The 23,688-nt window shown below is 69.1% G+C and carries 7 protein-coding genes; 1 reads left to right on the top strand and 6 read right to left on the bottom strand.

What is annotated here, in order from left to right:
- Nucleotides 1-5: 5 nt before the first annotated feature.
- A complete protein-coding gene (locus tag LVB77_RS16580) occupies nucleotides 6-14,165 on the bottom strand; it encodes a CARDB domain-containing protein (RefSeq protein ID WP_232907184.1) in 14,160 nt (4,719 codons plus the stop codon).
- Between the two features lie 102 nt (nucleotides 14,166-14,267).
- The gene (locus LVB77_RS16585) at nucleotides 14,268-15,599 is read right to left on the bottom strand and encodes a DUF11 domain-containing protein (RefSeq protein WP_232907185.1); all 1,332 of its coding nucleotides are present in this window, start codon (nucleotides 15,597-15,599) and stop codon (nucleotides 14,268-14,270) included.
- A gap of 519 nt (nucleotides 15,600-16,118) precedes the next feature.
- Between LVB77_RS16585 and LVB77_RS16590 the strand changes: the two genes are divergently transcribed.
- Nucleotides 16,119-17,117, top strand: a complete 999-nt coding sequence (locus LVB77_RS16590) for a polyprenyl synthetase family protein (protein ID WP_232907186.1) — start codon at nucleotides 16,119-16,121, stop codon at nucleotides 17,115-17,117.
- Nucleotides 17,118-17,348: 231 nt separating this feature from the next.
- Here the strand turns inward: LVB77_RS16590 and LVB77_RS16595 are convergent, their stop codons facing one another.
- The 4 genes from LVB77_RS16595 to LVB77_RS16610 all read right to left on the bottom strand — a co-directional run bounded on the left by LVB77_RS16595 (nucleotide 17,349) and on the right by LVB77_RS16610 (nucleotide 23,550).
- On the bottom strand, nucleotides 17,349-18,134 hold the full coding sequence (locus tag LVB77_RS16595; protein ID WP_232907187.1) for a dienelactone hydrolase family protein: 786 nt from the start codon (nucleotides 18,132-18,134) through the stop codon (nucleotides 17,349-17,351).
- Between the two features lie 76 nt (nucleotides 18,135-18,210).
- On the bottom strand, nucleotides 18,211-19,599 hold the full coding sequence (murD, locus tag LVB77_RS16600; RefSeq protein WP_232907188.1) for a UDP-N-acetylmuramoyl-L-alanine--D-glutamate ligase: 1,389 nt from the start codon (nucleotides 19,597-19,599) through the stop codon (nucleotides 18,211-18,213).
- Nucleotides 19,580-20,941 (bottom strand): UDP-N-acetyl-alpha-D-muramoyl-L-alanyl-L-glutamate epimerase, encoded by a 1,362-nt coding sequence (gene murL, locus LVB77_RS16605; RefSeq protein ID WP_232907189.1) that lies wholly within the window; start codon nucleotides 20,939-20,941, stop codon nucleotides 19,580-19,582. Before murL ends, murD begins: the two co-directional genes overlap by 20 nt.
- A complete protein-coding gene (locus tag LVB77_RS16610; protein ID WP_232907190.1) occupies nucleotides 20,941-23,550 on the bottom strand; it encodes a bifunctional aspartate kinase/diaminopimelate decarboxylase in 2,610 nt (869 codons plus the stop codon). Before LVB77_RS16610 ends, murL begins: the two co-directional genes overlap by 1 nt.
- Nucleotides 23,551-23,688: the final 138 nt, after the last annotated feature.

Raw genomic sequence — 23,688 nt, forward strand, 5'->3', positions numbered from 1 at the left:
TGTCCTCAGCGGCCGCCCACGCCGACGGGGGCGTTGGTATCGTCAGTTATGTCCACTCGCACCTTCTGTCTCACCTTCGGCTCGAGTTCGGCCGATATCGCCTCGAACACGGCCTTGGCGCGGCGCAGGCCGAGCTGGACGTTGTAGGCGTTGGCGCCGCGCGGATCGGCGCGGCCGACGATACCGATCACACCGCGGCCTTCGCGGTTGAGGGTCTTGGCGATTTCCGAGATCAGGCCGCGGTATTGCGGACGGATCGTGTCTTTGTCGGTGTCGAACAGCACTTCGCCCAGCTTGATGGCCTGGTCCAAACCAGGTTGATTCAGGCTCACCAGCGTGGCGTCGGTACCCGCCACCACGTCGATGCGGACCTTGGCGGCCAGCGCCGGCTCCAGTTCCTTGCTCAGCGCGGCCTGCACCGCATGGGCGCGGGCGAAGGCCAGGGCCTCGCCTTCGGCCTGCGCGGTGATCGTCACGCTGCCGCCGTCGGCGTCGCGCAGGCGCTGGGCGATCTTGCCGAACATCGGCGCGTAGTCGCCCTTCACCTGGTCGCTGCCGGCGTCGAACATCACCTCGCCCAGCTCGACGTCGGTCTGGCTGCTGCCGCCGCGGATCTCGCCGGCGGGCAGCTTGACGCCGAAGTCGAAGCGGGTCGGCACGCCCTGGGTCACGCGGCGCACGCGCGGGTTTTCAGTGGTGAACACCGAGCCCGGCGGCAGCGTGGCCTGGTCGACCTTGAGGATGAAGTTGCGGCCGCGCGCGGCGTCGCCACCGTGGATGCCTTCCAGGTGGTAACGGCCGTAGGCGTCGGTCTGCATGATCAGGCCTTCCACCGACGCGATACGCACGCCGGGGATGCCGCGCTCGTCGACGCCTTCGTTGCGGATCGTGTAGGACACCTCGTAGCCGTCGGCGAGCTGGCTGACCTGGCGCGTGACCTGCAGGTCCTGCGCGGTCAGGCCCTTGGCCGCATCGCCGCGAGTGCGTTCGACCGTGGTCTGGCCGGCGGCGTTCATGCGCACGGTGCTGCCCTCTTCGGTGGTCAGGACGAAGTCGTCGCTGAAGTCGAGCGAGCGCAGGGTCTGACGCACGACGACCTGATGGCGCTGGGCGCTGTCGGCGTTGGAGCCGCGGCCGGCGATGTCGCCGATCGCGATGCCGTGCAGCAGCGGCGCGCTGGCGTCGGGCTCCGGCTGCGGGCCGGCACCGCGGTCGACCGTGGTCGAACCTGCGACGTAGGCGCCCGGGGCGAAGCCGCCCTGCACGCGAACGCCACCGGCCTTGGCCGGATCCTGCCAGCCGTCGCCGTCGCGGTCGTCGTAGACCGAACCCATGATCAGGCTGTCTTCCAGCAGCGGATCGCCAGCCATATCGACATCGGCGGTGGCGACGTTACTGATGGAGGTGCCGGTGACGTCCAGCGCGGTGACGCTGTTGGTGTGCACGCCCTTGCCCACGCCGGCGCCGACGCGCAGGAAGTAGACGATGGTGGCGCGCTGACCGATGGCGACATCGATGCCGTTGATGCGCAGCGGACTGGTACCGCCGACGGTGGCCGCGTCGTCCTCGTCGTTCACGCTCAGCGAGCCGTCGACGTAGGTGAAGCCCGCGGGCAGCGTATCGACCAGGGTCGCGTTGCGTGCCGGCGAGTCGCCCACGTTCTCGGCGATCACGGTGTAGCGGACCAGGTCGCCGACCTTGACCGAGCGCGTGGCCGCCTGCTTGCTCAGGCGCAGCACCGGCGCGTTGGCGTTCACCGTGATGGTGACCACGGCGGTGTCGCAGACCGGGGTCGGGACGGAGGTGTCGCAGACGCGGTAGGTGAAGCTGTCGGTACCGGCGAAGAACTGGTTCGGGGTGTAGGTGCACACGCCCGCGGCGCAGCTCACGGTGCCGTTGGCCGGCGGCACGGTCACGGCGACCGACGCCGGATCCAGCGGGGCGCTGGTCACGGTGTCGTTGCCGAGCACGCTGATCGCCACCGGAGTCTGCTGGTTGGTGGTGGTCACGTCGTCGGTGGCTACGACCACGTTCGGCTGCACCAGCACCGTGACGGTGGCGGTGGCGCAGTTGGTCGGGTTGAGCTTCTCGCAGATCGTGTAGGTGTAGCTGTCGTTGCCGCTGAAGTTCGGGTTGGGCGTGTAGGTCACGGTGCCGTCGCTGTTGACCACGACCGTACCGTTGGCCGGGTTGGTGGCGATGGTGACGTTGACCAGGGCCGGATCGATCGCGGCACCGTTGAGGGTGTCGTTGCCCAGCACGTTGGTGACCAGCGGGGTGTTCTGCGGGGTCACGCCGTTGCCGCCGCCGACCAGATCGTCGACCGCGGTGATCGCCGGAGCGACCACGGTGACCGTGACCACGGCCGTGTCGCAGTTGCTCGGGTTCAGCACCTCGCAGATGCGGTAGGTCACGGTGTAGGTACCGGCCGGGGTGTTCGGCGCGACATCGACCGTGCCGTTGGCATTGACCGTCAGCGGGCCGTTGGTGACCGGCGTCAGGGTGACGTCGGCCGGGTTCAGCGTGCTGCCGTTGAGGGTGTCGTTGCCCAGCACGTTGATGACGCCCGTACCGCCGGCGCTGCCGTTGACCGGCGTGGCGACGGTGTCGTCGACCGCGTCGATCGGCGCGGCGTTGACCGTCACGGTGACCGTCGCGGTGTCGCAGTTGCTCGGGTTCAGCACCTCGCAGATGCGATAGACCACGGTGTAGGTGCCGGCCGGGGTATTCGGCGCGACATCGACCGTGCCGTTGGCATTGACCGTCAGCGGGCCGCTGGTGACCGGCGCCAGGGTGACGGTGGTCGTGGTGGCGGCGATACCGTTGAGGGTGTCGTTGCCCAGCACGTTGACCACACCGGTCGCACCGGTGCTGCCGTTGACCGGCGTCGCCACCGGGTCGTCGACCGCGTCGATCGGGGCGGCGTTGACCACCACGGTGATCGAGGCCGTATCGCAATTGCTCGGACGCGCGGTCTCGCACAGCTGGTACGGGATCACATAGGTGCCCGCCGGAGTGCCCGCCGCGACCGAGATCGTGCCGTCGCTCGCGACCGACACGCCATCGCCCGGGTTCGGGTCGTTGACGGTGAAGGTCACGAAGGCCAGGTCGATCGCGCCGCCGTTGAGGCTGTCGTTGGTCAGCGCGTTGCCGACGTTGGCCGCGCCGGTGCCGCCGTTGACCGGCGTGCCGCTGTAGTCGTCGTCGTTGGCGACGATCACCGCTTGCGCCACGGTGATCGTGGCGGTCGCATCGGCGCAGACCGGGGTCGGCGTGGACACGTCGCAGACGCGGTAGACGAAGCTGACCACGCCGCTGAAGCCGGTGCTCGGCGTGTAGGTGCACAGACCGGCGGCATCGCAGGTCACGGTGCTGGTGGTCGGCGGCGTGACGATGCTGACCGAGGCCGGGTTGAGCGGCGCACCGGTGGTGGTGTCGTTACCGATCACATTGACGACCACCGGGGTGTTCTGCGGCGTGCTGGCGCTGTCGTCGACCGCGGTGACGGTGTTGCCGCCGACGGTGATCGACACGGTCGCGGTGTCGCAGACCGAACCGTTCGGCGCCGGCAGGCACAGGCGGTAGCTGAAGCTGTCCGGACCGCTGTAGTTGGCGTTCGGCGTGTAGGTGTAGGTGCCGTCGCTGTTGAGGGTCAGGGTGCCGTTGCTGGTGCCGGTGACCAGGGCGTAGGTCGAGCCCACCGGCGCGCTGTCACCGCCGGTGGCGGTGCCGTTGAGCGCGGTGTTCTGCGGCGTGGTGGCGGTGTCGTCCACGGCATCCGGGCCGACCACGACCGGCACGCTGGCATCGTCGCAGGTGGCCGGCGTGGTGCCCGGCAGCGTGCAGATGCGGTAGGTGACGGTGTAGGCGCCCGGGGTCGAGCCGGCCGGCACGGTGAAGCTGCCGTCCGGGTTCGCGACCAGACCGGTCAGGCCGCCGTCGCTGACGATGGTCGGCGCGGTGGCGTTGACGCCGATGACCACGGCGACGCCGTTGGTGGTGTCGTTGACGGTCACGTTGGGCACGGTGCCGCCGGCGAACGGCAGCACGGTGGCCGCATCGTCCACGGCATCGATGGTGATCGAGACCGGGGTGGTTTCGGTGTCGCTGTCGTTGCCGTTGTTCGGGTCGCTGGTGGCGCTGGCGACGCTGGCGGTGTTGCTGATCGTGGAAGCGCCGGCGTAGTTGGACGGCACCGACAGGGTCAGCGTGATCGCGGCATTGGCGCCCGCAGCCAGGGTCGGACGCGAGCACTCGACGGTGCCGGCGTTATTGACGCAGCTCCAGCCGGCGCCGCTGGCGCTGACGAAGCCCAGGCCGGCCGGGATCGCGTCGCTGACGACGATCGCAGACGCCGCCGACGGACCGGCATTGGCGACGGTGATCGTGTAGACCACGTTGTTGCCCGGCACCACGGTGGCGCCGGCGTCGTCCTTGTCGATCGACAGGTCGGCCGAGGCCACGGGCGTGGTGGTGGCGGTGCCGGTGTTGTTGGTGGTGGTCGGGTCGCTGGTCGTGGCGCTGACCGTCGCGGTGTTGAGGTAGGTACCCGTCGCGTTGACCGTCGCGGTGATCTGCAGCGAGGCGCTGGCACCGTTGGCGAGGTTACCGATCGTCCACACGCCGGTGCCGGACACGTACGCGCCCGCACCATTGTCGGAGACGTAGGTGTAGCCGTTGGGCAGCAGGTCGGCGACCGAGACGCCGGCCGAATCCGACGGACCGTTGTTGGTCACCGTCAGGGTGAAGACGACGTTGGTGCCGACGGTCGGGGTGGCGTTGTCGACCGACTTCGCCATGACCAGATCGGCCGACGCGACCGGCGTGGTCGTGGCGGTGCCGGTGTTGTTGGTCGTGGTCGGGTCGTTGGTCGTAGCGCTGACCGTCGCGGTGTTGAGGTAGGTACCGGTCGCGTTAACCGTCGCGGTGATCTGCAACGAGGCGCTGGCGCCGTTGGCCAGGCTGCCGATGGTCCACACGCCGGTGCCCGACACGTAGGCGCCCGCACCGTTGTCAGAGACGTAGGTGTAGCCGTTGGGCAGCAGGTCGGCGACCGAGACGCCAGCCGAGGCCGACGGACCGTTGTTGGTCACCGTCAGGGTGAACACGACGTTCGTGCCCACGGTCGGGGTCGCGTTGCCCACCGACTTCGCCATCACCAGATCGGCCGAGGCCACAGGCGCGGTCGTGGCGGTGCCGGTGTTGTTGGTCGTGGTCGGGTCGTTGGTCGTGGCGCTGACCGTCGCGGTGTTGAGGTAGGTGCCCGTCGCGTTGACCAGCGCGGTGATCTGCAACGAGGCCGACGCGCCGTTGGCCAGGTTGCCAATGGTCCACACGCCCGTGCCGGACACGTAGGCGCCTGCACCGTTGTCGGAGACGTAGGTGTAGCCGTTGGGCAGCAGGTCGGCGACCGAGACGCCGGCCGAATCCGACGGACCGTTGTTGGTCACCGTCAACGTGAACACCACGTTCGTACCGACCGTCGGCGTCGCATTGTCCACCGACTTGGCCATGACCAGATCGGCCGACGCGACCGGCGTGGTCGTGGCGGTGCCGGTGTTGTTGGTCGTGGTCGGGTCGTTGGTCGTAGCGCTGACCGTCGCGGTGTTGAGGTAGGTGCCCGTCGCGTTGACCAGCGCGGTGATCTGCAGCGAGGCAGACGCACCGTTGGTCAGGCTGCCGATGGTCCACACGCCGGTGCCGGACACGTAGGCGCCTGCACCGTTGTCGGAGACGTAGGTGTAGCCGTTCGGCAGCAGGTCGGCGACCGACACGCCAGCCGAATCCGATGGACCGTTGTTGGTCACCGTCAACGTGAACACCACGTTCGTACCGACCGTCGGCGTCGCGTTGTCAACCGACTTCGCCATCACCAGATCGGCCGAGGCCACAGGCGCGGTCGTGGCGGTGCCGGTGTTGTTGGTCGTGGTCGGGTCGTTGGTGGTCGACGACACGGTGGCGCTGTTGAGGTAGGTGCCGCCGGCATTGACCAGCGCGGTGATCTGCAGCGAAGCAGACGCGCCGTTGGCCAGGTTGCCGATGGTCCACACGCCGGTGCCAGGCACATAGGCACCCGCACCGTTGTCGGACACATAGGTGTAGCCGTTGGGCAGCAGGTCGGCGACCGAGACGCCGGCCGAAGCCGACGGACCGTTGTTGGTCACGTTCAGCGTGAACACCACGTTCGTACCGACCGTCGGGGTGGCGTTGTCCACCGACTTCGCCATCACCAGATCGGCCGAGGCGACAGGCGCGGTCGTGGCGGTGCCGGTGTTGTTGGTCGTGGTCGGGTCGTTGGTGGTCGACGACACGGTGGCGCTGTTGAGGTAGGTGCCCGTCGCGTTGACCGTCGCGGTGATCTGCAGCGATGCAGAGGCGCCGTTGGCCAGATTACCGATGGTCCACACGCCGGTGCCGGACACGTAGGCGCCTGCACCGTTGTCGGAGACGTAGGCATAGCCGTTCGGCAGCAGGTCGGCGACCGACACGCCAGCCGAATCCGACGGACCGTTATTGGTCACCGTCAGCGTGAACACGACGTTCGTGCCCACGGTCGGGGTCGCGTTGTCCACCGACTTGGCCATGACCAGATCGGCCGACGCGACCGGCGTGGTCGTGGCGGTGCCGGTGTTGTTCGTCGTGGTCGGGTCGTTGGTGGTCGACGACACGGTGGCGCTGTTGAGGTAGGTGCCACCAGCATTGACCAGCGCGGTGACCTGCAGCGATGCAGAGGCGCCGTTGGCCAGACTACCGATGGTCCACACGCCGGTGCCAGGCACATAGGCGCCCGCACCGTTGTCGGACACGTAGGTGTAGCCGCTGGGCAGCAGGTCGGCGACCGAGACGCCAGCCGAGGCCGACGGACCGTTGTTGGTCACCGTCAGGGTGAACACGACGTTGGTGCCGACGGTCGGGGTGGCGTTGTCGACCGACTTCGCCATCGCCAGGTCGGCCGAAGCTACCGGGGTGGTCGTGGCAGTACCGGTGTTGTTGCCCGGCGTCGGGTCGCTGGTCGTGGAGCTGACCGTCGCGGTGTTGAGGTAAGTGCCCGTCGCGTTGACCGTCGCAGTGATCTGCAAGGAAGCCGACGCACCGTTGGCCAGACTACCGATCGTCCACACGCCGGTGCCGGAGACGTAGGCGCCCGCACCGTTGTCAGAGACGTAGGTGTAGCCGTTCGGCAGCAGGTCGGCAACCGACACGCCAGCCGAAGCCGACGGGCCATTGTTGGTGACCGTCAGGGTGAAGACGACGTTGGTGCCGACGGTCGGGGTGGCGTTGTCGACCGACTTCGCCATCGCCAGGTCGGCCGAAGCTACCGGGGTGGTCGTGGCAGTACCGGTGTTGTTGCCCGGCGTCGGGTCGCTGGTCGTGGAGCTGACCGTCGCGGTGTTGAGGTAGGTGCCCGTCGCGTTGACCGTCGCGGTGATCTGCAACGAAGCGTTGGCGCCATTGGCAAGGTTACCGATCGTCCAGACGCCGGTGCCCGGGACGTAAGCACCCGCGCCGTTATCCGACACGTAGGCGTAGCCATTGGGCAGCAGGTCGGCGACGGACACGCCAGCCGAATCCGAAGGACCGTTGTTCGTGACCGTCAGCGTGAACACCACGTTCGTACCGACCGTCGGCGTCGCATTGTCCACCGACTTGGCCACCGCCAGATCGGCCGAAGCCACCGGCGCGGTCGTGGCGGTACCGGTGTTATTGCCCGGCGTCGGGTCGTTGGTGGTGGAGCTGACCGTCGCGGTGTTGAGGTAGGTGCCCGTTGCGTTGACCGTCGCGGTGATCTGCAACGAGGTGGACGCACCGTTGGACAGGCTGCCGATCGTCCACACGCCGGTGCCGGACACATAGGCGCCCGCACCGTTGTCGGAGACGTAGGTGTAGCCGTTAGGCAGCAGGTCGGCGACCGACACCGCCGCCGCGGGCGACGGGCCGTTGTTGGTGACCGTCAGGGTGAAGACGACATTGGTGCCCACCGTCGGATTGGCGTTGGACACGCCCTTGACGATGGCCAGGTCGGCCGTCGGCACCGGGCCCGGCGTCGAGGTCGAGGTGTTGTTGCCCGGCGTCGGATCGTTGGTCGGCGAGCTCACCGTCGCGGTGTTGGCGTACGGGCCGGCCGCATTGACGGTGACGGAGATCTGCAGCACCGCGGTGGCGCCGTTGGCCAGGTTGCCGATGGTCCACACGCCGGTGCCGGGCACATAGGCGCCCGCGCCGTTGTCGGACACATAGGTATAGCCGGCCGGCAACTGGTCCAGCACCGACACCGCCGTGGCGGCGGACGGGCCGTTGTTGGTCACCGACAGAGTGAAGGTGATGCTGTCGCCCACGTTCGGGCTGGCGTTCGAGACGCTCTTGACCATCTCCAGGTCGGCCGACGCCACCGGCGTCGGCGTCGAGGTCGAGGTGTTGTTGCCCGGGGTCGGGTCGCTGGTGGTCGAGCTGACCGTCGCGGTGTTGGCGTAGGTGCCCGTAGCCAGCACGGTCGCGGTGATCTGCAACGAAGCCGACGCACCGTTGGCCAGGCTGCCGATGGTCCACACGCCGGTGCCGGACACATAAGCGCCCGCACCGTTGTCGGACACGTAGGTGTAGCCGCTGGGCAGCAGGTCGGCGACCGAGACGCCGGCCGAAGCCGACGGGCCGTTGTTGGTCACCGTCAGGGTGAACACGACGTTGGTGCCGACGGTCGGGGTCGCGTTATCGACCGACTTCGCCATCGCCAGGTCGGCCGAAGCCACCGGCGTCGGCGTCGACGTCGAGGTGTTGTTGCCCGGCGTCGGATCGGTCGTGGTCGAGCTGACCGTCGCCGTGTTGGCGTAAGTGCCGGTGGCCAGCACGGTCGCGGTGATCTGCAGCGAAGCGGAAGCGCCGTTGGCGACGGTGCCGACGGTCCACACGCCGGTGCCGGGCACGTAGGCGCCCGCACCGTTGTCGGACACGTAGCTGTAGCCGTTCGGCAGCAGGTCGGCAACCGAGACCGCCGCCGCGTCGGACGGACCGTTGTTGGTGACCGTCAGCGTGAACACGACGTTGGTGCCGACGGTCGGGGTCGAATTGTCGACCGACTTCGCCATCACCAGATCGGCCTGCGCCACGATGACGGTGTTGGCCGAGCTGCTGTTGTTGCCCGGCGTCGGGTCGGTCGTGCCGGCCGTCGCGGTGACCGTCGCGGTGTTGGTGATCGAACCCGGGGTCGTCGCGGTACCGGTCACGGTGATGGTGACGAACGCGGTGTTGGGCTCGTTCGTCACGCCGCCGTCGATCGGCAGGTCGACGCTCAGGTTGGGATCGCCGGTGCCGCTGGCGCTGGCGCAGTTCGCGCCCACGCCGGTGCCGACGCAGGTCCAGCTGACCGCGGTCAGGTTGGTCGGGACGATATCGACGATGTTCGCGCCGGTCGCCACGCTGGGGCCGTTGTTCCAGACGTAGATCTGGTAGGTGACGGTGCCGCCCTGGTTGACGGTTGCGGGGCCGGACTTGGCGATCGCCAGGTCGGTGGACGCCGTCGGTGCCGGGGTCGAGGTGGACGTGTTGTTGCCCGGCGTCGGATCGTTGGTGGTCGACGATACGGTCGCGGTGTTCGCGTAGGTGCCGGTCGCGTTGACCGTGGCGGTGATTTGCAGCGAAACCGAAGCGCCGTTGGCGAGCGTGCCGATGGTCCACACGCCGGTGCCGGACACATAGGCGCCCGTGCCGTTGTCGGACACATAGGTGTAGCCACTGGGCAGCAGGTCGGCGACCGAGACGGCGGTCGCGGCCGACGGGCCGTTGTTGGTCACCGTCAGGGTGAACACGACGTTGGTGCCGACCGTCGGGGACGAATTATCGACCGACTTCGCTATCGCCAGATCGGCCGAAGCCACCGGAGCCGGCGTCGACGTCGAGGTGTTGTTGCCCGGGGTCGGATCGTTGGTGGTCGACGACACGGTCGCGGTGTTCGCGTAGGTGCCGGTCGCATTGACCGTCGCGGTGATCTGCAGCGAAGCGCTGGCGCCGTTGGCCAGGCTGCCGATGGTCCACACGCCGGTGCCGGACACGTACGCGCCCGCACCGTTGTCGGAGACGTAGGTGTAGCCGCTGGGCAGCAGGTCGGCGACCGACACAGCGGCCGCGGCCGACGGGCCGTTATTGGTGACCGTCAGGGTGAAGGTGACGTTGGTGCCCACCGTCGGCGTGCTGTTCGACACGCCCTTGACGATGGCCAGGTCCGCCGACGCCGTCGGTACCGGCGTCGAGGTGCTGGTGTTGTTGCCCGGCGTCGGATCGTTGGTGGTCGACGACACGGTCGCAGTGTTCGCGTACGGACCGGCGGCGTTGACCGTCGCGGTGATCTGCAACGAAGCCGACGCGCCGTTGGCCAGGCTGCCGATGGTCCAGGCGCCGGTGCCGGGCACATACGCGCCGGCGCCGTTGTCGGAGACGTAGGTGTAGCCGGCCGGCAGCAGGTCGGCGACCGACACAGCGGCCGCGGCCGACGGGCCGTTGTTGGTGACCGTCAGGGTGAAGGTGACGTTGGTGCCGATCACCGGGGTGCTGTTCGACACGCCCTTGACGATCGCCAGATCGGCGGACGCCACCGGCGTCGGCGTCGAGGTGCTGGTGTTGTTGCCGGGGGTCGGATCGTTCGAGGTCGACGTGACCGTGGCGGTGTTGGCGTAGGTGCCGGTCGCGTTGACCGTTGCGGTGATCTGCAGCGAAGCCGACGCGCCGTTGGCGAGGCTGCCGATGGTCCAGGCGCCCGTGCCCGGCACGTAAGCGCCCGCACCGTTATCGGATACATAGGTGTAGCCGCTGGGCAGCAGGTCGGCGACCGCGACGCCGGTCGCACCCGACGGGCCGTTGTTGGTGACCGTCAGCGTGAAGGTGACATTGGTGCCCACGGTCGGCGTGCTGTTCGACACGCCCTTGACGATGGACAGGTCGGACGCGACCACCGGCGTCGGGGTCGACGTCGAGGTGTTGTTGCCCGGGGTCGGATCGTTGGTGGTCGACGACACGGTCGCGGTGTTCGCGTACGGACCGGCGGCGTTGACCGTCGCGGTGATCTGCAGCGAAGCCGACGCGCCGTTGGCCAGGCCGCCGATGGTCCAGGCGCCGGTGCCGGGCACATAAGCGCCCGCGCCGTTGTCGGAAACGTAGGTGTAGCCGGCCGGCAGCAGGTCGGCGACGGACACGCCGGCGGCGGCGGACGGACCGTTGTTGGTGACCGTCAGCGTGAAGGTGACGTTGGTGCCCACCGTCGGCGTGCTGTTGGACACGCCCTTGACGATGGACAGGTCGGACGAGGCCACCGGCGTCGGCGTCGACGTCGAGGTGTTGTTGCCCGGCGTCGGATCGTTGGTGGTCGACGACACGGTCGCTGTGTTGGCGTAGGTCCCGGTCGCGCGCACGGTGGCGACGATCTGCAGCGAGGCCGACGCGCCGTTGGCGAGATTGCCGATGGTCCAGGCGCCGGTGCCGGGCACATAAGCGCCCGCGCCGTTGTCGGACACATAGGTGTAGCCATTCGGCAGCAGGTCGGCGACCGACACCGCCGCCGCAGCGGACGGGCCGTTGTTGGTGACCGTCAGCGTGAAGGTGACGTTGGTGCCCACGGTCGGCGTGCTGTTCGACACGCCCTTAACGATGGACAGGTCGGACGAGGCCACCGGCGTCGGCGTCGACGTCGAGGTGTTGTTGCCCGGGGTCGGGTCGTTGGTGGTCGACGACACGGTCGCCGTGTTGGCGTAGGTCCCGGTCGCGCGCACGGTGGCGACGATCTGCAGCGAGGCCGACGCGCCGTTGGCGAGATTGCCGATGGTCCAGGCGCCGGTGCCGGGCACATAAGCGCCCGCGCCGTTGTCGGACACATAGGTGTAGCCATTCGGCAGCAGGTCGGCGACGGCAACGCCGGTCGCGGCGCTGGGACCGTTGTTGGTGACCGTCAGCGTGAAGGTGACGTTGGTGCCCACGGTCGGCGTGCTGTTCGACACGCCCTTGACGATGGACAGGTCGGACGAGGCCACCGGCGTCGGGGTCGACGTCGAGGTGTTGTTGCCCGGGGTCGGATCGCTGGTCGTCGACGATACTGTCGCGGTGTTGGCGTAGGTGCCGGTGGCGCGCACGGTGGCCACGATCTGCAGCGAGGCCGAAGCGCCGTTGGCCAGCGCACCGATGGTCCACACGCCGGTACCGGACACATAAGCGCCCGCGCCGTTGTCGGACACATAGGTGTAGCCGTTGGGCAGCAGGTCGGCGACCGACACCGCCGCCGCAGCGGACGGGCCGTTGTTGGTGACCGTCAGGGTGAAGGTGACATTGGTGCCCACGGTCGGCGTGCTGTTGGACACGCCCTTGACGATGGACAGATCCGCCGAGGCCACCGGCGTCGGGGTCGACGTCGACGTGTTGTTGCCCGGGGTCGGATCGCCGGTGGTGGACGACACGGTCGCGGTGTTGGCGTAAGTGCCGGTCGCGCGCACGGTGGCGACGATCTGCAGCGAGGCGCTGGCGCCGTTGGCCAGGCTGCCGATGGTCCACACGCCGGTGCCGGACACGTAGGCGCCCGCGCCGTTGTCGGACACATAGGTGTAGCCGTTGGGCAGCAGGTCGGCGACCGACACCGCCGCCGCAGCGGACGGGCCGTTGTTGGTGACCGTCAGGGTGAAGGTGACGTTGGTGCCCACCGTCGGCGTGCTGTTCGACACACCCTTGACGATGGACAGGTCGGCCTGCGCCGCGATGGTGGTGTTGGCGGTGCTGCTGTTGTTGCCGGCGGTCGGGTCGCTGGTGCCCGCGGGCGCGGCGACGGTGGCGGTGTTGGCGATCGCGCCCGGGGTGGTCGCGGTGCCGGTCACGGTGACGGTGACGAAGCTGGTGTCGGCCGAGGTGGCCGCGCCGGTATCGACCGGCAGGTTGGCAGTCAGCGCGATCGCGTTGCCGGTGCCGCTGGCCGCGCTGCAGGTCGAGCCCGCGCCGGTGCCGGCGCAGGTCCAGCTGACCGAAGTCAGGTTGGCCGGCACGGTGTCGGCGATGCTCGCACCGGTCACGGCGCTGGGACCGTTGTTCCACACGCGGATGGTGTAGGTGACGGTGCCGCCCTGGTTCACCGTGGCGGTACCGGTCTTGCTGATCGCCAGGTCGTTGAGCGCCGTGATGGTGGTGTTGGCGGTGCTGCTGTTGTTGCCGGCGGTCGGGTCGCTGGTGCCCGCGGGCGCGGCGACGGTGGCGGTGTTGGCGATCGCGCCCGGAGTGGTCGCGGTGCCGGTGACGGTGACGGTGACGAAGCTGGTGTCGGCCGACGTGGCCGCACCGGTATCGACCGGCAGGTTCGCGGTCAGCGCGATCGCGTTGCCGGTGCCGCTGGCCGCGCTGCAGGTCGAGCCCGCGCCGGTGCCGGCGCAGGTCCAGCTGACCGCGGTCAGATTGGCCGGCACGGTGTCGGCGATGCTCGCGCCGGTGACCGCGGCCGGGCCGTTGTTCCACACGCGGAGGGTGTAGGTGACGGTGCCGCCCTGATTGACGGTGGCGGTACCGGTCTTGCTGATCGCCAGGTCGTTGAGCGCGGTGATGGTGGTGTTGGCGGTGCTGCTGTTGTTGCCCGGCGTCGGGTCGGTGGCGCCAGCCGGCGCTGCCACGGTGGCGGTGTTGGCGATCGCGCCCGGGGTGGTCGCGGTGCCGGTGACGGTGATGGTGACGAACGCGGTGTCGGCCGTGGTGGCCGCGCCGGTATCGACCGGCAGGTTCGCGGTCAGCGCGATCGTGTTGCCGGTGCCGCTGGCCGCGCTACAGGTCGAACCCGCGCCGGTGCCGGCGCAGGTCCAGCTGACCGAGGTCAGGTTGGCCGGTACGGTGTCGGCGATGCTGGCGCCCAGCGAGCTGCTGACGCCGTTGTTCCACACAAGGATGGTGTAGGTGACGGTGCCGCCCTGATTGACGGTGGCGGTGCCGGTCTTGCTGATCGCCAGGTCGGACGAGGCCGCCAGGGTGTTGGTATCGGTGGACGAGCAGACGCCGGCGCTGAAAGTGCGCCCGGCGCCGGTGCACGACGCGCCGCTATTGGTCACGCCGCTGGGCGGCGAGATGCTCGCGGTGTTGCTCAGCGACGGCGGGAAGGTCTGGGCCAACGCCAGCGGTGCTGCGAACAGCAGCATCGCGGCCAGCGCGAAACGAGACACGGTCCGGGACAGACGCGATCCTGCTTTCTCCTCGCGGCCATGCTGCGGCGGAGTGGCGGACGGGCGGGTGTTGGCAGTCTTCATGCGTAGGCCCAAACAGGGTCAGTAAGCGCCGGCGTTGGCGTTGAACGCCACCGGTACGGTGATGGTGGCCGTGCCGTTGGCGAGCAGATTCACGGTGAGCGAAACGGTGTTGCCGCCCGCGGTGCCGCCGGTAGCGGCGCTGCAGCTGGAACCGGCGCTGGCGGCGCAGCTCCAGGTACCGGACAAGGTGGCGCCGGCCGGCAGGGTGTCGGCGATCTGCGCGGCGGTGATCGTCGTCGCGCCGAAGTTGCGCGCGATCAGCGTGTAGCTGGTCGTGCCGCCAGGCGTGTAGCTCGTCGCGACGTCGCTCTTGGCGATGGTCAGATCGGTCACAGTGGCGTTGACGAAGGTGCAGGTGATGTTCTGGTTGGCGCGGTAGTTGGCCGCGGCGATGGTCAGCGCGTTGCCGGCCAGCGACGAGGTCACCACGGCGTTGCTCTGGTCGACGCAGCTCGCCGACTGCAGCACGAAGCCGGCCACCGCGGTCTCGGTCACGCCGATGGCCGCACTGTGGTTGGTGATCGGGAACACCGCGGAGGTCGCCGGGTTGAGCGTGCCGGTGTTGAGCGTCGGCGAGCCGACGCCGTTGGTGCCGGTGAACGGGAAGCTGCCGGTGTTGGCCAGGGTCTGCTTGACGATGCGCAGGTCCGAACCCGCCAGCGACCAGATCACTTCCAGGCCGTCGCCGGTACCGCCGCCACCCGGATCGATGGCGACGACGGAGAAGGTCAGGCTGGTGATGCCGGTGCCGTCGAAGCGGATCGAGCCGCAGCCGGTGCCGTTGGCGGCGGTGGTGCTGCATTCGGTGCTGGCGGCGGCCGCGCCGCCGGTGGTGCGCTGAAAGCTGTTGCCGGTGACGGTGAAGACCGAGTTGCCGCTGAGCCGGGTCAATCCGACGGTGCCGCCGGTGGACACGTTGCTGGTCAAGGTCCACTGCGAGGAGTTGTTGAGGCCGCCGGACGAACCGCCGATGCGGTCCATGTGCAGCACGGGGTTGTCCACCGCCTTGCTGAAGGTGACGGTGAAGGTGCGATTGCCGGGCTGAACCAGCATTTCCAGCCCGTTGGCGCCTGCGACCGTGCCCGTGTACGGGTTGGTCCAGAAATTGGTGGTATTGAACGTGCCGTTCGTATACGGATTGCCGGCGCCGCCGCCCAACGCGCCCGACCAGGTCACGGTCACGCCCACCGCCGGCGAGGTCGTGGTGTTGCCAGCACCGTTGGTCCAAGTACCGGTGGTCGCGGCCGCGGCGCTACCGGCGACGAACAGCAGGGCCAGCAACGCGGCACAGGCGCGTGCGGTCGATCCGTAAAGCCGGCCGTAGAGCCGGCGATTGACTGCTATCGTCATAAAAGTCCGCGCGTCGGGTGCCGCAGCAGCACCCGCACGCAGCCTCCGGCCACGCGCGCACGCTCCTGCGTCATCAGGTTTTTTTTGAATCCCCATGGCACCCAAACGGGTGCCAAATCTCACGCCAGTGCCGCACTCGATCCGTGTGTCGGGTGCTGGCATGTGCGGACGCGAGGAATGTTCCTTCCTCCAAATCCCTTCCGCACTGCGCACATCCGTCAGCCTTGGCTCCGGAGGTACGCTGCAAATAGTGTGCCATCCATCACATTCGAACGGCAACCCAATTCACAGAAGCCTGTCCTGTCTTTTGCCTAATCCACGATTTGATAGCTGCAGGGCAACTAGCGCCGTTATGCGTCACATTCTGCGCCAGCGGTATCAGGGGAATTACCTACTAAGCCACTGAAAACACACAGAAGTGGGCGCTATCGGCCACACCCTCTGTGAAGGGCCCAAGGCCGGGTTCGGCTGAACACGGCCTCGCCCTATACTTTGCGTCCCCACTGCACCGGCTCCCCCATGCCTTCCAGCGCATCGCCCCTGTCCGTTCCCGACCTGGCGACCATCCAATCCCTGGCCCGAGACGACATGGCGGCGGTCGACGCCCTGATCCGGCGTCGCCTGGCCTCGGACGTGGTCCTGATCAACCAGGTCGCCGAGTACATCGTCGGCGCCGGCGGCAAGCGCCTGCGGCCGATGCTGCTGCTGCTGGCGGCCGGGGCCCTGGACCACCGCGGACCGGACGCCCACCAGCTGGCGGCCGTGGTCGAGTTCATCCACACCGCCACCCTGCTCCACGACGACGTGGTCGACGAGTCCGACCTGCGCCGCGGTCGCAAGACCGCCAACGCGGTCTGGGGCAACGCCGCCAGCGTGCTGGTCGGCGACTTCCTGTACTCGCGCAGCTTCCAGTTGATGGTCGAACTGGACCGCATGGAAGTGATGAAGATCCTCGCCGACACCACCAACGCCATCGCCGAGGGCGAAGTGCTGCAGCTGCTGCACGTGCGCAATCCGGACACCGACGAGGGCGCCTACCTGCGCGTGATCGAGCGCAAGACCGCGGTGCTGTTCGCCGCCGCGACCCGCCTGGGCGCGCTGCTGTCGGGCGCGGACGCGGCCACCCAGCAGCGTCTGCACGACTACGGCATGGCGCTGGGCTACGCCTTCCAGATCGCCGACGACGTGCTCGACTACGCCTCCGATGCGCAGACGCTGGGCAAGAACCTCGGCGACGACCTGGCCGAAGGCAAGGCCACGCTGCCGTTGATCCACGCCATCGCCCACAGCGACGACGCGGTGCGCGCGCGTCTGCGCGCGGCGGTCGAACACGGCGATACCGACGCCATGCCCGAGGTGATGGCAGCCATCCACGCCACCGGCGGCCTGGACTACAGCCGCCAGCGCGCGCGCGATTACGCCGACGCGGCCGAGGCCGCGCTGGACGGGTTGGACGAAAACGACTACATGGCGGCGCTGCGCGGCTTGGCGCGGTATGCGGTGAGCCGGGATCACTGAGTTGGGGCGCGGTAGTTCGGTGCCGCGCGTTGCGTAGCGCGTTGGCGCCAGGCCGCGCTTGCGCAGCCGATCGTCGTGCCGCGTGCCCTCACCCCACCCCCTCCCCCGTAAACGGGAGAGGGGCTAAAGCAACTTCCTCGCCTTCGGATTGGCCCTTCTCCCGCTTGCGGGAGCGGCGCTAAAGCAGCCCTTCGCTATTGGCCCCTCTCACCCGAAGCCTGCCAACCGCGATCACCGCGCCCCGAAACGCTCGTCGAAGAAGTCGCGCATCATGCGCTCGGCGCGCTTGGCCGCGCGCTCGTTGTAAACGCAGCCCGGCGGGTTGTTGGCTTCCGGCTCGGCGAAGCAATGCACCGCGCCGCTGAAATTGACGAACTGCCAGTCGGCGCCGGCGGCGTCCATTTCCTTCTCGAAACTGGCGATGTCCTGGTCGGTGATGCCGCGGTCGTCGGCGCCGTTGAGCACCAGCACCGGCGTGCGCACGGCGTCGTCCTGCGCCGGCAGGTCGGTCGCAAGCCCGCCGTGGAAGCTGACCACGCCGGCCAGTTCGCTGCCGCCGCGCACCAGCTCCAGCACGGTGCTGCCGCCGAAGCAGTAACCCAGCGCGCCGATCTTGTCCGCGTCCACCGGCGCCTTGCCGGCCTGGGCCTTGAGCACCTTCACCGCTTGCTCGATGCGCGCGCGCAGCTTGGGACGATCGGCGCGCAGAGGCCCGGCGACCTTACCGGCGGCCTTGTCGTCCTTAGGACGGATCTTGCTGCCGTACACGTCGGCCACCAGCACCACGTAATCGTCGCCGGCGATGTGCTTGGCGCGCTCGATCGCGGCCGGCGTCACACCCTTCCAGTTCGGCACCATCACCAGGCCCGGCCGCTTGATCGCGTTGACGTCGTCGTAGACCAACACGCCGGTGAAGGATTCCTTGCCGACCTTCCACGTGACCGGCTTGGCCTGCATCGCGGCGAACGCGGGCGAGGCGCACAACACTAGAACGATCGCGGCTACGAGACGGCGCATGGCGGCTACTCCCTGAGGTAAGCGCGCAGCCTACCTCGCGCCGATGACGCCGAGATGTGAAGGCGGTCGCGTCCGCTCAGGCGATGCCCAGCCCCGGGATCGAACTGATCGCATCGGGATCGAAGCCCGCCAACTCGGCGAAGTGGCGGCCGCGCGCCACGTAGTCGCGATACGGCCCGAAACTGGGTGCGCCCGGCGACAGCAGCACCACGCCGTCCTCGCCCAAGGCCGCGCGCGCCTGCGCCATGGCGTCGGCCAGGTCGACGGCCGCGCTCAGGCGGAAATCGGATTGCGCGACCAGCGGCGCCAGCAGCGCGTGGATGCGCGGGCCGTTCTCGCCCATGGTCACGATCGCCACCGGCGCCTTGCGGCGCATCGCGTCGGCGAACACGCCCCACTCCACGCCGCGGTCGTGGCCGCCGACCAGGATCGCGATGCGTTGGCCGTCGTAGCAATCCAGCGCCGCGAGGCTGGCATGCGGCGTGGTGCTGATCGAATCGTTGACGTAGCCGATGCCGTCGCGAACGCCGATCGGCTGCAGGCGATGCGGCAGCGGGCGGAAGCTGGCCGCGTGCGAAGCCAGCGGCGCGGCGTCCAGGCCCAGGGCCTCGATCGCGGTCAGCACCGCGCACAGGTTGCCGCGGTTGTGGCGGCCCGGCAGCGGCAGCGAGGCGGTGTCCATGATCTGCGCATCGCCGCGATAGAGCGCATCGCCGCGCAGATGCCAGCCGTCCTCGCGGCCGAACCAGCGCACTTCGCTGTCGGGCAGCGACAGCGCGGCCAGGGTCGCGTCGTTGGCGTTGAGCACCGCGATGCGCGGCTTGGCGTCGGTCAGCAGGCGCAGCTTGTCCTCGACGTAGCGCGCGTGCGAGCCGTGCCAGTCCAGATGCTCGGGAAACACGTTCAGCGCGACCGCGACCTCGGGCCGCACGCCGCCGGCGGCGACGTCGCCGGTCTGGTAGCTGGACAGTTCGATCGCCCAGAATTCCGGCGCCTGCGGCGGCGCCATCAGTTCCAGCAGCGGCAGGCCGATGTTGCCGGCCAGGGCGGTGCGGTGCCCGGCCGCGCGCAGCAAATGCGCGAGCAGCGAGGTGGTGGTGCTCTTGCCCTTGGTGCCGGTCACGCAGACGGTGCGCGCCTCGGGATGTTCGCCGAACCACAACGCGGTGCCGCCCAACAGACGCGTGCCCTGCTCCACCGCAGCCACGGCCTCGGCGCGGTATGGGCTGATGCCCGGCGACTTGATCACGAACTCGAACGCGCCCAGGCGCTCGGCGCTGGCCGCGGTCTCGATCAGCAGGCGCGCATCGTTCAAGGCGCGCGCGTCGGCGGCCTCGTCCTGCGAGCAGAACAGGGTCAGGGTCAGTTCCGGCAGGCGCTCGCGCAGCACTCTGTAGGCGGCGCGGCCTTCGCGGCCCCAGCCCCACAGCGCTACGCGGCGTCCGTCAAGCTGAGAAATACGCACGCAGACGCTCCCACAGCGCGGGCGGCAAACGCTGTTCCTCGTCCAGCACCAGCAGCGGCTCGATGCGCAGATCCTCGGCGTCCAGCTGCGGGCGGATCTCGCGCGCGAAGCGCTCGACCAGGGTGTCCTCGCGCCATTCCGGGCGTTCGCTCAGCGCGGCCATCGCCGCACGCGATTCGCGGCCCTCGCCCACGCACTCGAACGGCTTGTGGTCCTGATACTCCAGCAAGGCGTCGTAGCCGCCGATCTGGCCCGCATCGTCGAGCAGGTTGCGGCCGAAGATGCCGACCAGGCGCGGCTTAGGCATGAACGGCGCCAGCGCCAGGAATACGAAGTGGCATTTCGGGCAAACGCCGCACCAGCGGTTGGCCGGACGCTCGCCGAGGATATGGAAGTTGCGGTTGCAGCTGCTGAAGTGCGCGTCGTAGCGGTCGCTGCGCGCGAACTGACGCGCCACCGCCAGCTCGCTGAGCGGGCGCAGCAGCGAGTAGTAATGCAGATCGGCGGCGACGTGGCGCTGCAGGTGATCGCCGAACGCCTGCTCGCAGGCCCAGCCCTTCGACCACTGGTGGTTCACCTCGCCGGTGCCCTCGATGAGGCTGCCGTAGCTGGCCGAACGCTCGTTCGAGAACACCACTTGGTCCACGCCATGCAGCAACGCGGCCAGCGCCATGATCGCCGAGTTCACCACCGTCACCGGGATATGGCCGTTCCACGCGCCTTCGCGGTTGTAGTCGAACAGCTGCGGCGCCAGCGCGCGGCCCAGGTTCAGGGTCGGCAGGCCGGTGCGCTGCGCGCAGGCGGCGATCAGCTGCGAGCCGCCGATCCAGGTCACCGTCTGTTCGACGCCCAAGGCGCGCAGCGCCTCGATGCTGACCAGCGAATCCTTGCCGCCGCCGATGGCGACCAGGGCGTGCTCGCGCAGGCCCAGCGCGGGCGCCGAGGGTTCGGCGGCGGCGGTGGCCGGGAACTTGATCTTGCCGTGCAGGTTCAGGCCGTTGCGGTAAGCGAACTCGCCCAGGCCGTTGACGTAGATCAGTTCCAGCAGGTCCGCGGTGTCGGCGTCGATCGCGTAGGAATCGATGCGGATCTCTTGCGGCACCGCGGCCTTGTAGTAGCTCACGCCCGCGATCAGGTGCAGCAGGCGCAGCGCGCGCTCGACCGCGGCCGCGCGTGCGTCGTCCAGCGCGAACGGCGCGCCCGGCACGGTGATCGTCTCGATCAGCTCCGGGCCGTCGTCGAACGCGTAGACCAGCTGCGCCACGCCGCTCGCCGCGTCCAGGCCGCAACGCACGAAACGGAACGCGCGGATCGCCTCGCGCTGGAAACGCCAATCAGTCATTACAGATCACCTTCTTGCAGAACTTGCTCGGCGGGCAGCGCCCGCAGGTTGTAGGTATGCGCCATCGCCATGCCGTAAGCGCCGGCGTCGGCGACCAGCAGCACATCGCCCTCGGCGGTCGCGCGCGGCAACGGGCGGCCGCGGCCGAGCACGTCGCTGCTTTCGCAGATCGGGCCTACCACGTCGAAGGCGACGCTGTCGGCGTCGTCCAGGCGGCTGAGGTTGTGGATGCCGTGATAGGCCTCGTACATGGCCGGACGCATCAGCGCGTTCATGCCGGCATCGCCGCCGACCCGGCGCACGCCGTCCTTCTCGACCACCTGGGTGACGGTCAGCAGCAGCACGCCGCTCTCGGCGACCAGATAGCGGCCGGGCTCGACGATCAGGCCGTAACGCGGGTAGGCGGCCTTGATCTCGGCCAGACCGTCGCGCCAGGCGGCGAGGTCGAACTCCCGCGCCTCCGGCGTGTAGGCGACCGGCAGGCCGCCGCCGATGTCGATGGTCTCGATGGTGCCGATGCCGTCGGCCAGACCGGCCAGCTGCGCGTACACGCCGCGCCAGTGGCGCGGATCGTCGATGCCGCTGCCCAGGTGGGCGTGCAGGCCGGCGATGCGCACGCCGAGACGGCGCGCGTGCTCGACGAAGGCGTCGAAACGCGACATCGGCAGGCCGAACTTGGCGGCGACGCCGCCGGTACGCACCTTCTCGTGGTGGCCTTCGCCGTGGCCCAGGTCGATGCGCAGCCAGATCGTGCGGTCGCGGAACACCTCGGGCCAGTTCTGCAGCGCTTCGAGGCTATCCAGCGTGACGGTGACGCCGCGCGCGAACGCGGCGACGTACTCGCGCTTGGGCGCGAAGCTGGGCGTGAACAGCACGCGCGCCGGGGCGAGCTGCGGCAGAGTCTCGAACACGCGTTCGATCTCGCCCAGCGATACGCACTCTAGGCCGAAGCCTTCGTCGGCGATCGCACGCAGCACGTCCGGATGCGAGTTGGCCTTGATCGCGTAGTAGCAGCGATCGATGGAGGCCGTCTCGCGCAGCGAACGCGCGCGTTCGCGCACCGTCGCCAGGTCGTAGACGTAGCGTGGCGTACCGGCCGATGCGGCTTCGAGCAGGCGCGCGCTTTCGCCGCGCCACCAGGCCGGCGCGCGCGTGGGTTTGCCGTGCGCGATCTCACGCCAGCTCGGCCCGAACACGCTGTCGTCGCGCACCGGCATCGCGCCGCCGCGGATCAGTTCGTGGTGCAGATGCGGCAGCAGGCCGTCGGCGTCGGCCTCGTCGATGACGAAGGTCAGGTTGAGATCGTTCGAGGACTGCGAGATCAGATGCACGCGCTCGCGCCCGAACGCCGCCCAGATGTCGGACAGCCGGTGCAGCAGCGAGCGCATGCCGCGGCCGACCAGGGTCACCGCCGCGCAGGGCGCGATCACCTTGACCCTGCACACCTCGGCCAGGTCGGCCGACAAGGCTTCCAGCACGTTGCTGTTGACCAGGTTCTCGCTGGGGTCCAGCGATACGGTGACGTTGGTTTCCGACGAGCCGATCAGGTCGATCGACAGACCGTGGCGCTTGAAGCGCTCGAACACGTCGGCCAGGAAGCCGACCTGCTGCCACATGCCGATGCTTTCCATCGACACCAGCACGATGCCGTTGCGGCGGCTGATCGCCTTGACGCCCGGCACGGTCGCCGCGCTGGCGTCGATGCGGGTGCCGGGCAGATCGAAACGCTCGGTGTCGAGGATCGCCATCGGCACGCCGGCGTCGCGGCACGGCGCGATCGAGCGCGGATGCAGCACCTTGGCGCCGGTGGTCGCGATTTCCTGCGCTTCGGCGTAGTCCAGGCGGGTCAGCAGGCGCGCGTCGGGCACCTCGCGCGGATTGGCGCTGAACATGCCGGGCACGTCGGTCCAGATTTCGACCCGCTGCGCCTTGAGCAGCGCGCCGAAGTAGGCGGCCGAGGTGTCCGAACCGCCACGGCCGAGAATCGCCGTACCGCCATCGTCGTGGCGCGCGATGAAGCCCTGGGTCAGCAGCATCGGCGCGGCCTGGCGGGCGAAGCGCGCGGCGAATTGCGCATCGGGCTCGCGCCGGCAGTTCACCGACAGGCGCCGCGCCCAGGCACTCTGGTTGGGCAGCGAGACCGCGTCCAGCCAGTCGCGCGCGTCGCACCAGCCGAAATCGTGGCCCTGGCTGCGCAGGTAGGCCGTGCCGATCGTCGACGACAGCAGCTCGCCCTGCGCCAGCACCTCGGCCTGCCAGTCCAGCGCGCGCGCGGCGACGCGCGGATCCACGGCCAGCGCCTGCAGCGCGGCCAGGCGCTCGCCCAGCACGGTGTCGGCATCCAGGTCGAGTTCGGCGCAGAACGCGCGATGGCGTTCGACCAGCGCCTGCACGCGTGCGGCGATGTCGTCCTGCGCGCCTTCCGGCGCGCTGGCGATCGCCTGCAGTTCGTTGGTCACGCCCGACAGCGCCGACACCACGACCACGACGCGTACGCCGTCCTCGTGCATGCGTTTGGAGGCGAGGCGTCCGATGGTGTCCCAACGGTTGCGGCGGGACACCGAAGTGCCGCCGAACTTGAGTACTACCCAACGAGATGCTTCCGCCACCGCTACTGTCTCCGGTCTGTTGTCGCGCTCAGGGATGTCCGGCTGCGGCCGGACGCTGGTTTGGGGCCAGGCCACGGCCGGCGGGCGCGCCGAGCCGGCCCGTGGGCATGCCCGGGGCCGGAGACTCGAAGGGTCGCG

Origin of the sequence: Lysobacter sp. 5GHs7-4 (assembly GCF_021284765.1) — a bacterium.
Lineage (GTDB): Bacteria > Pseudomonadota > Gammaproteobacteria > Xanthomonadales > Xanthomonadaceae > Lysobacter.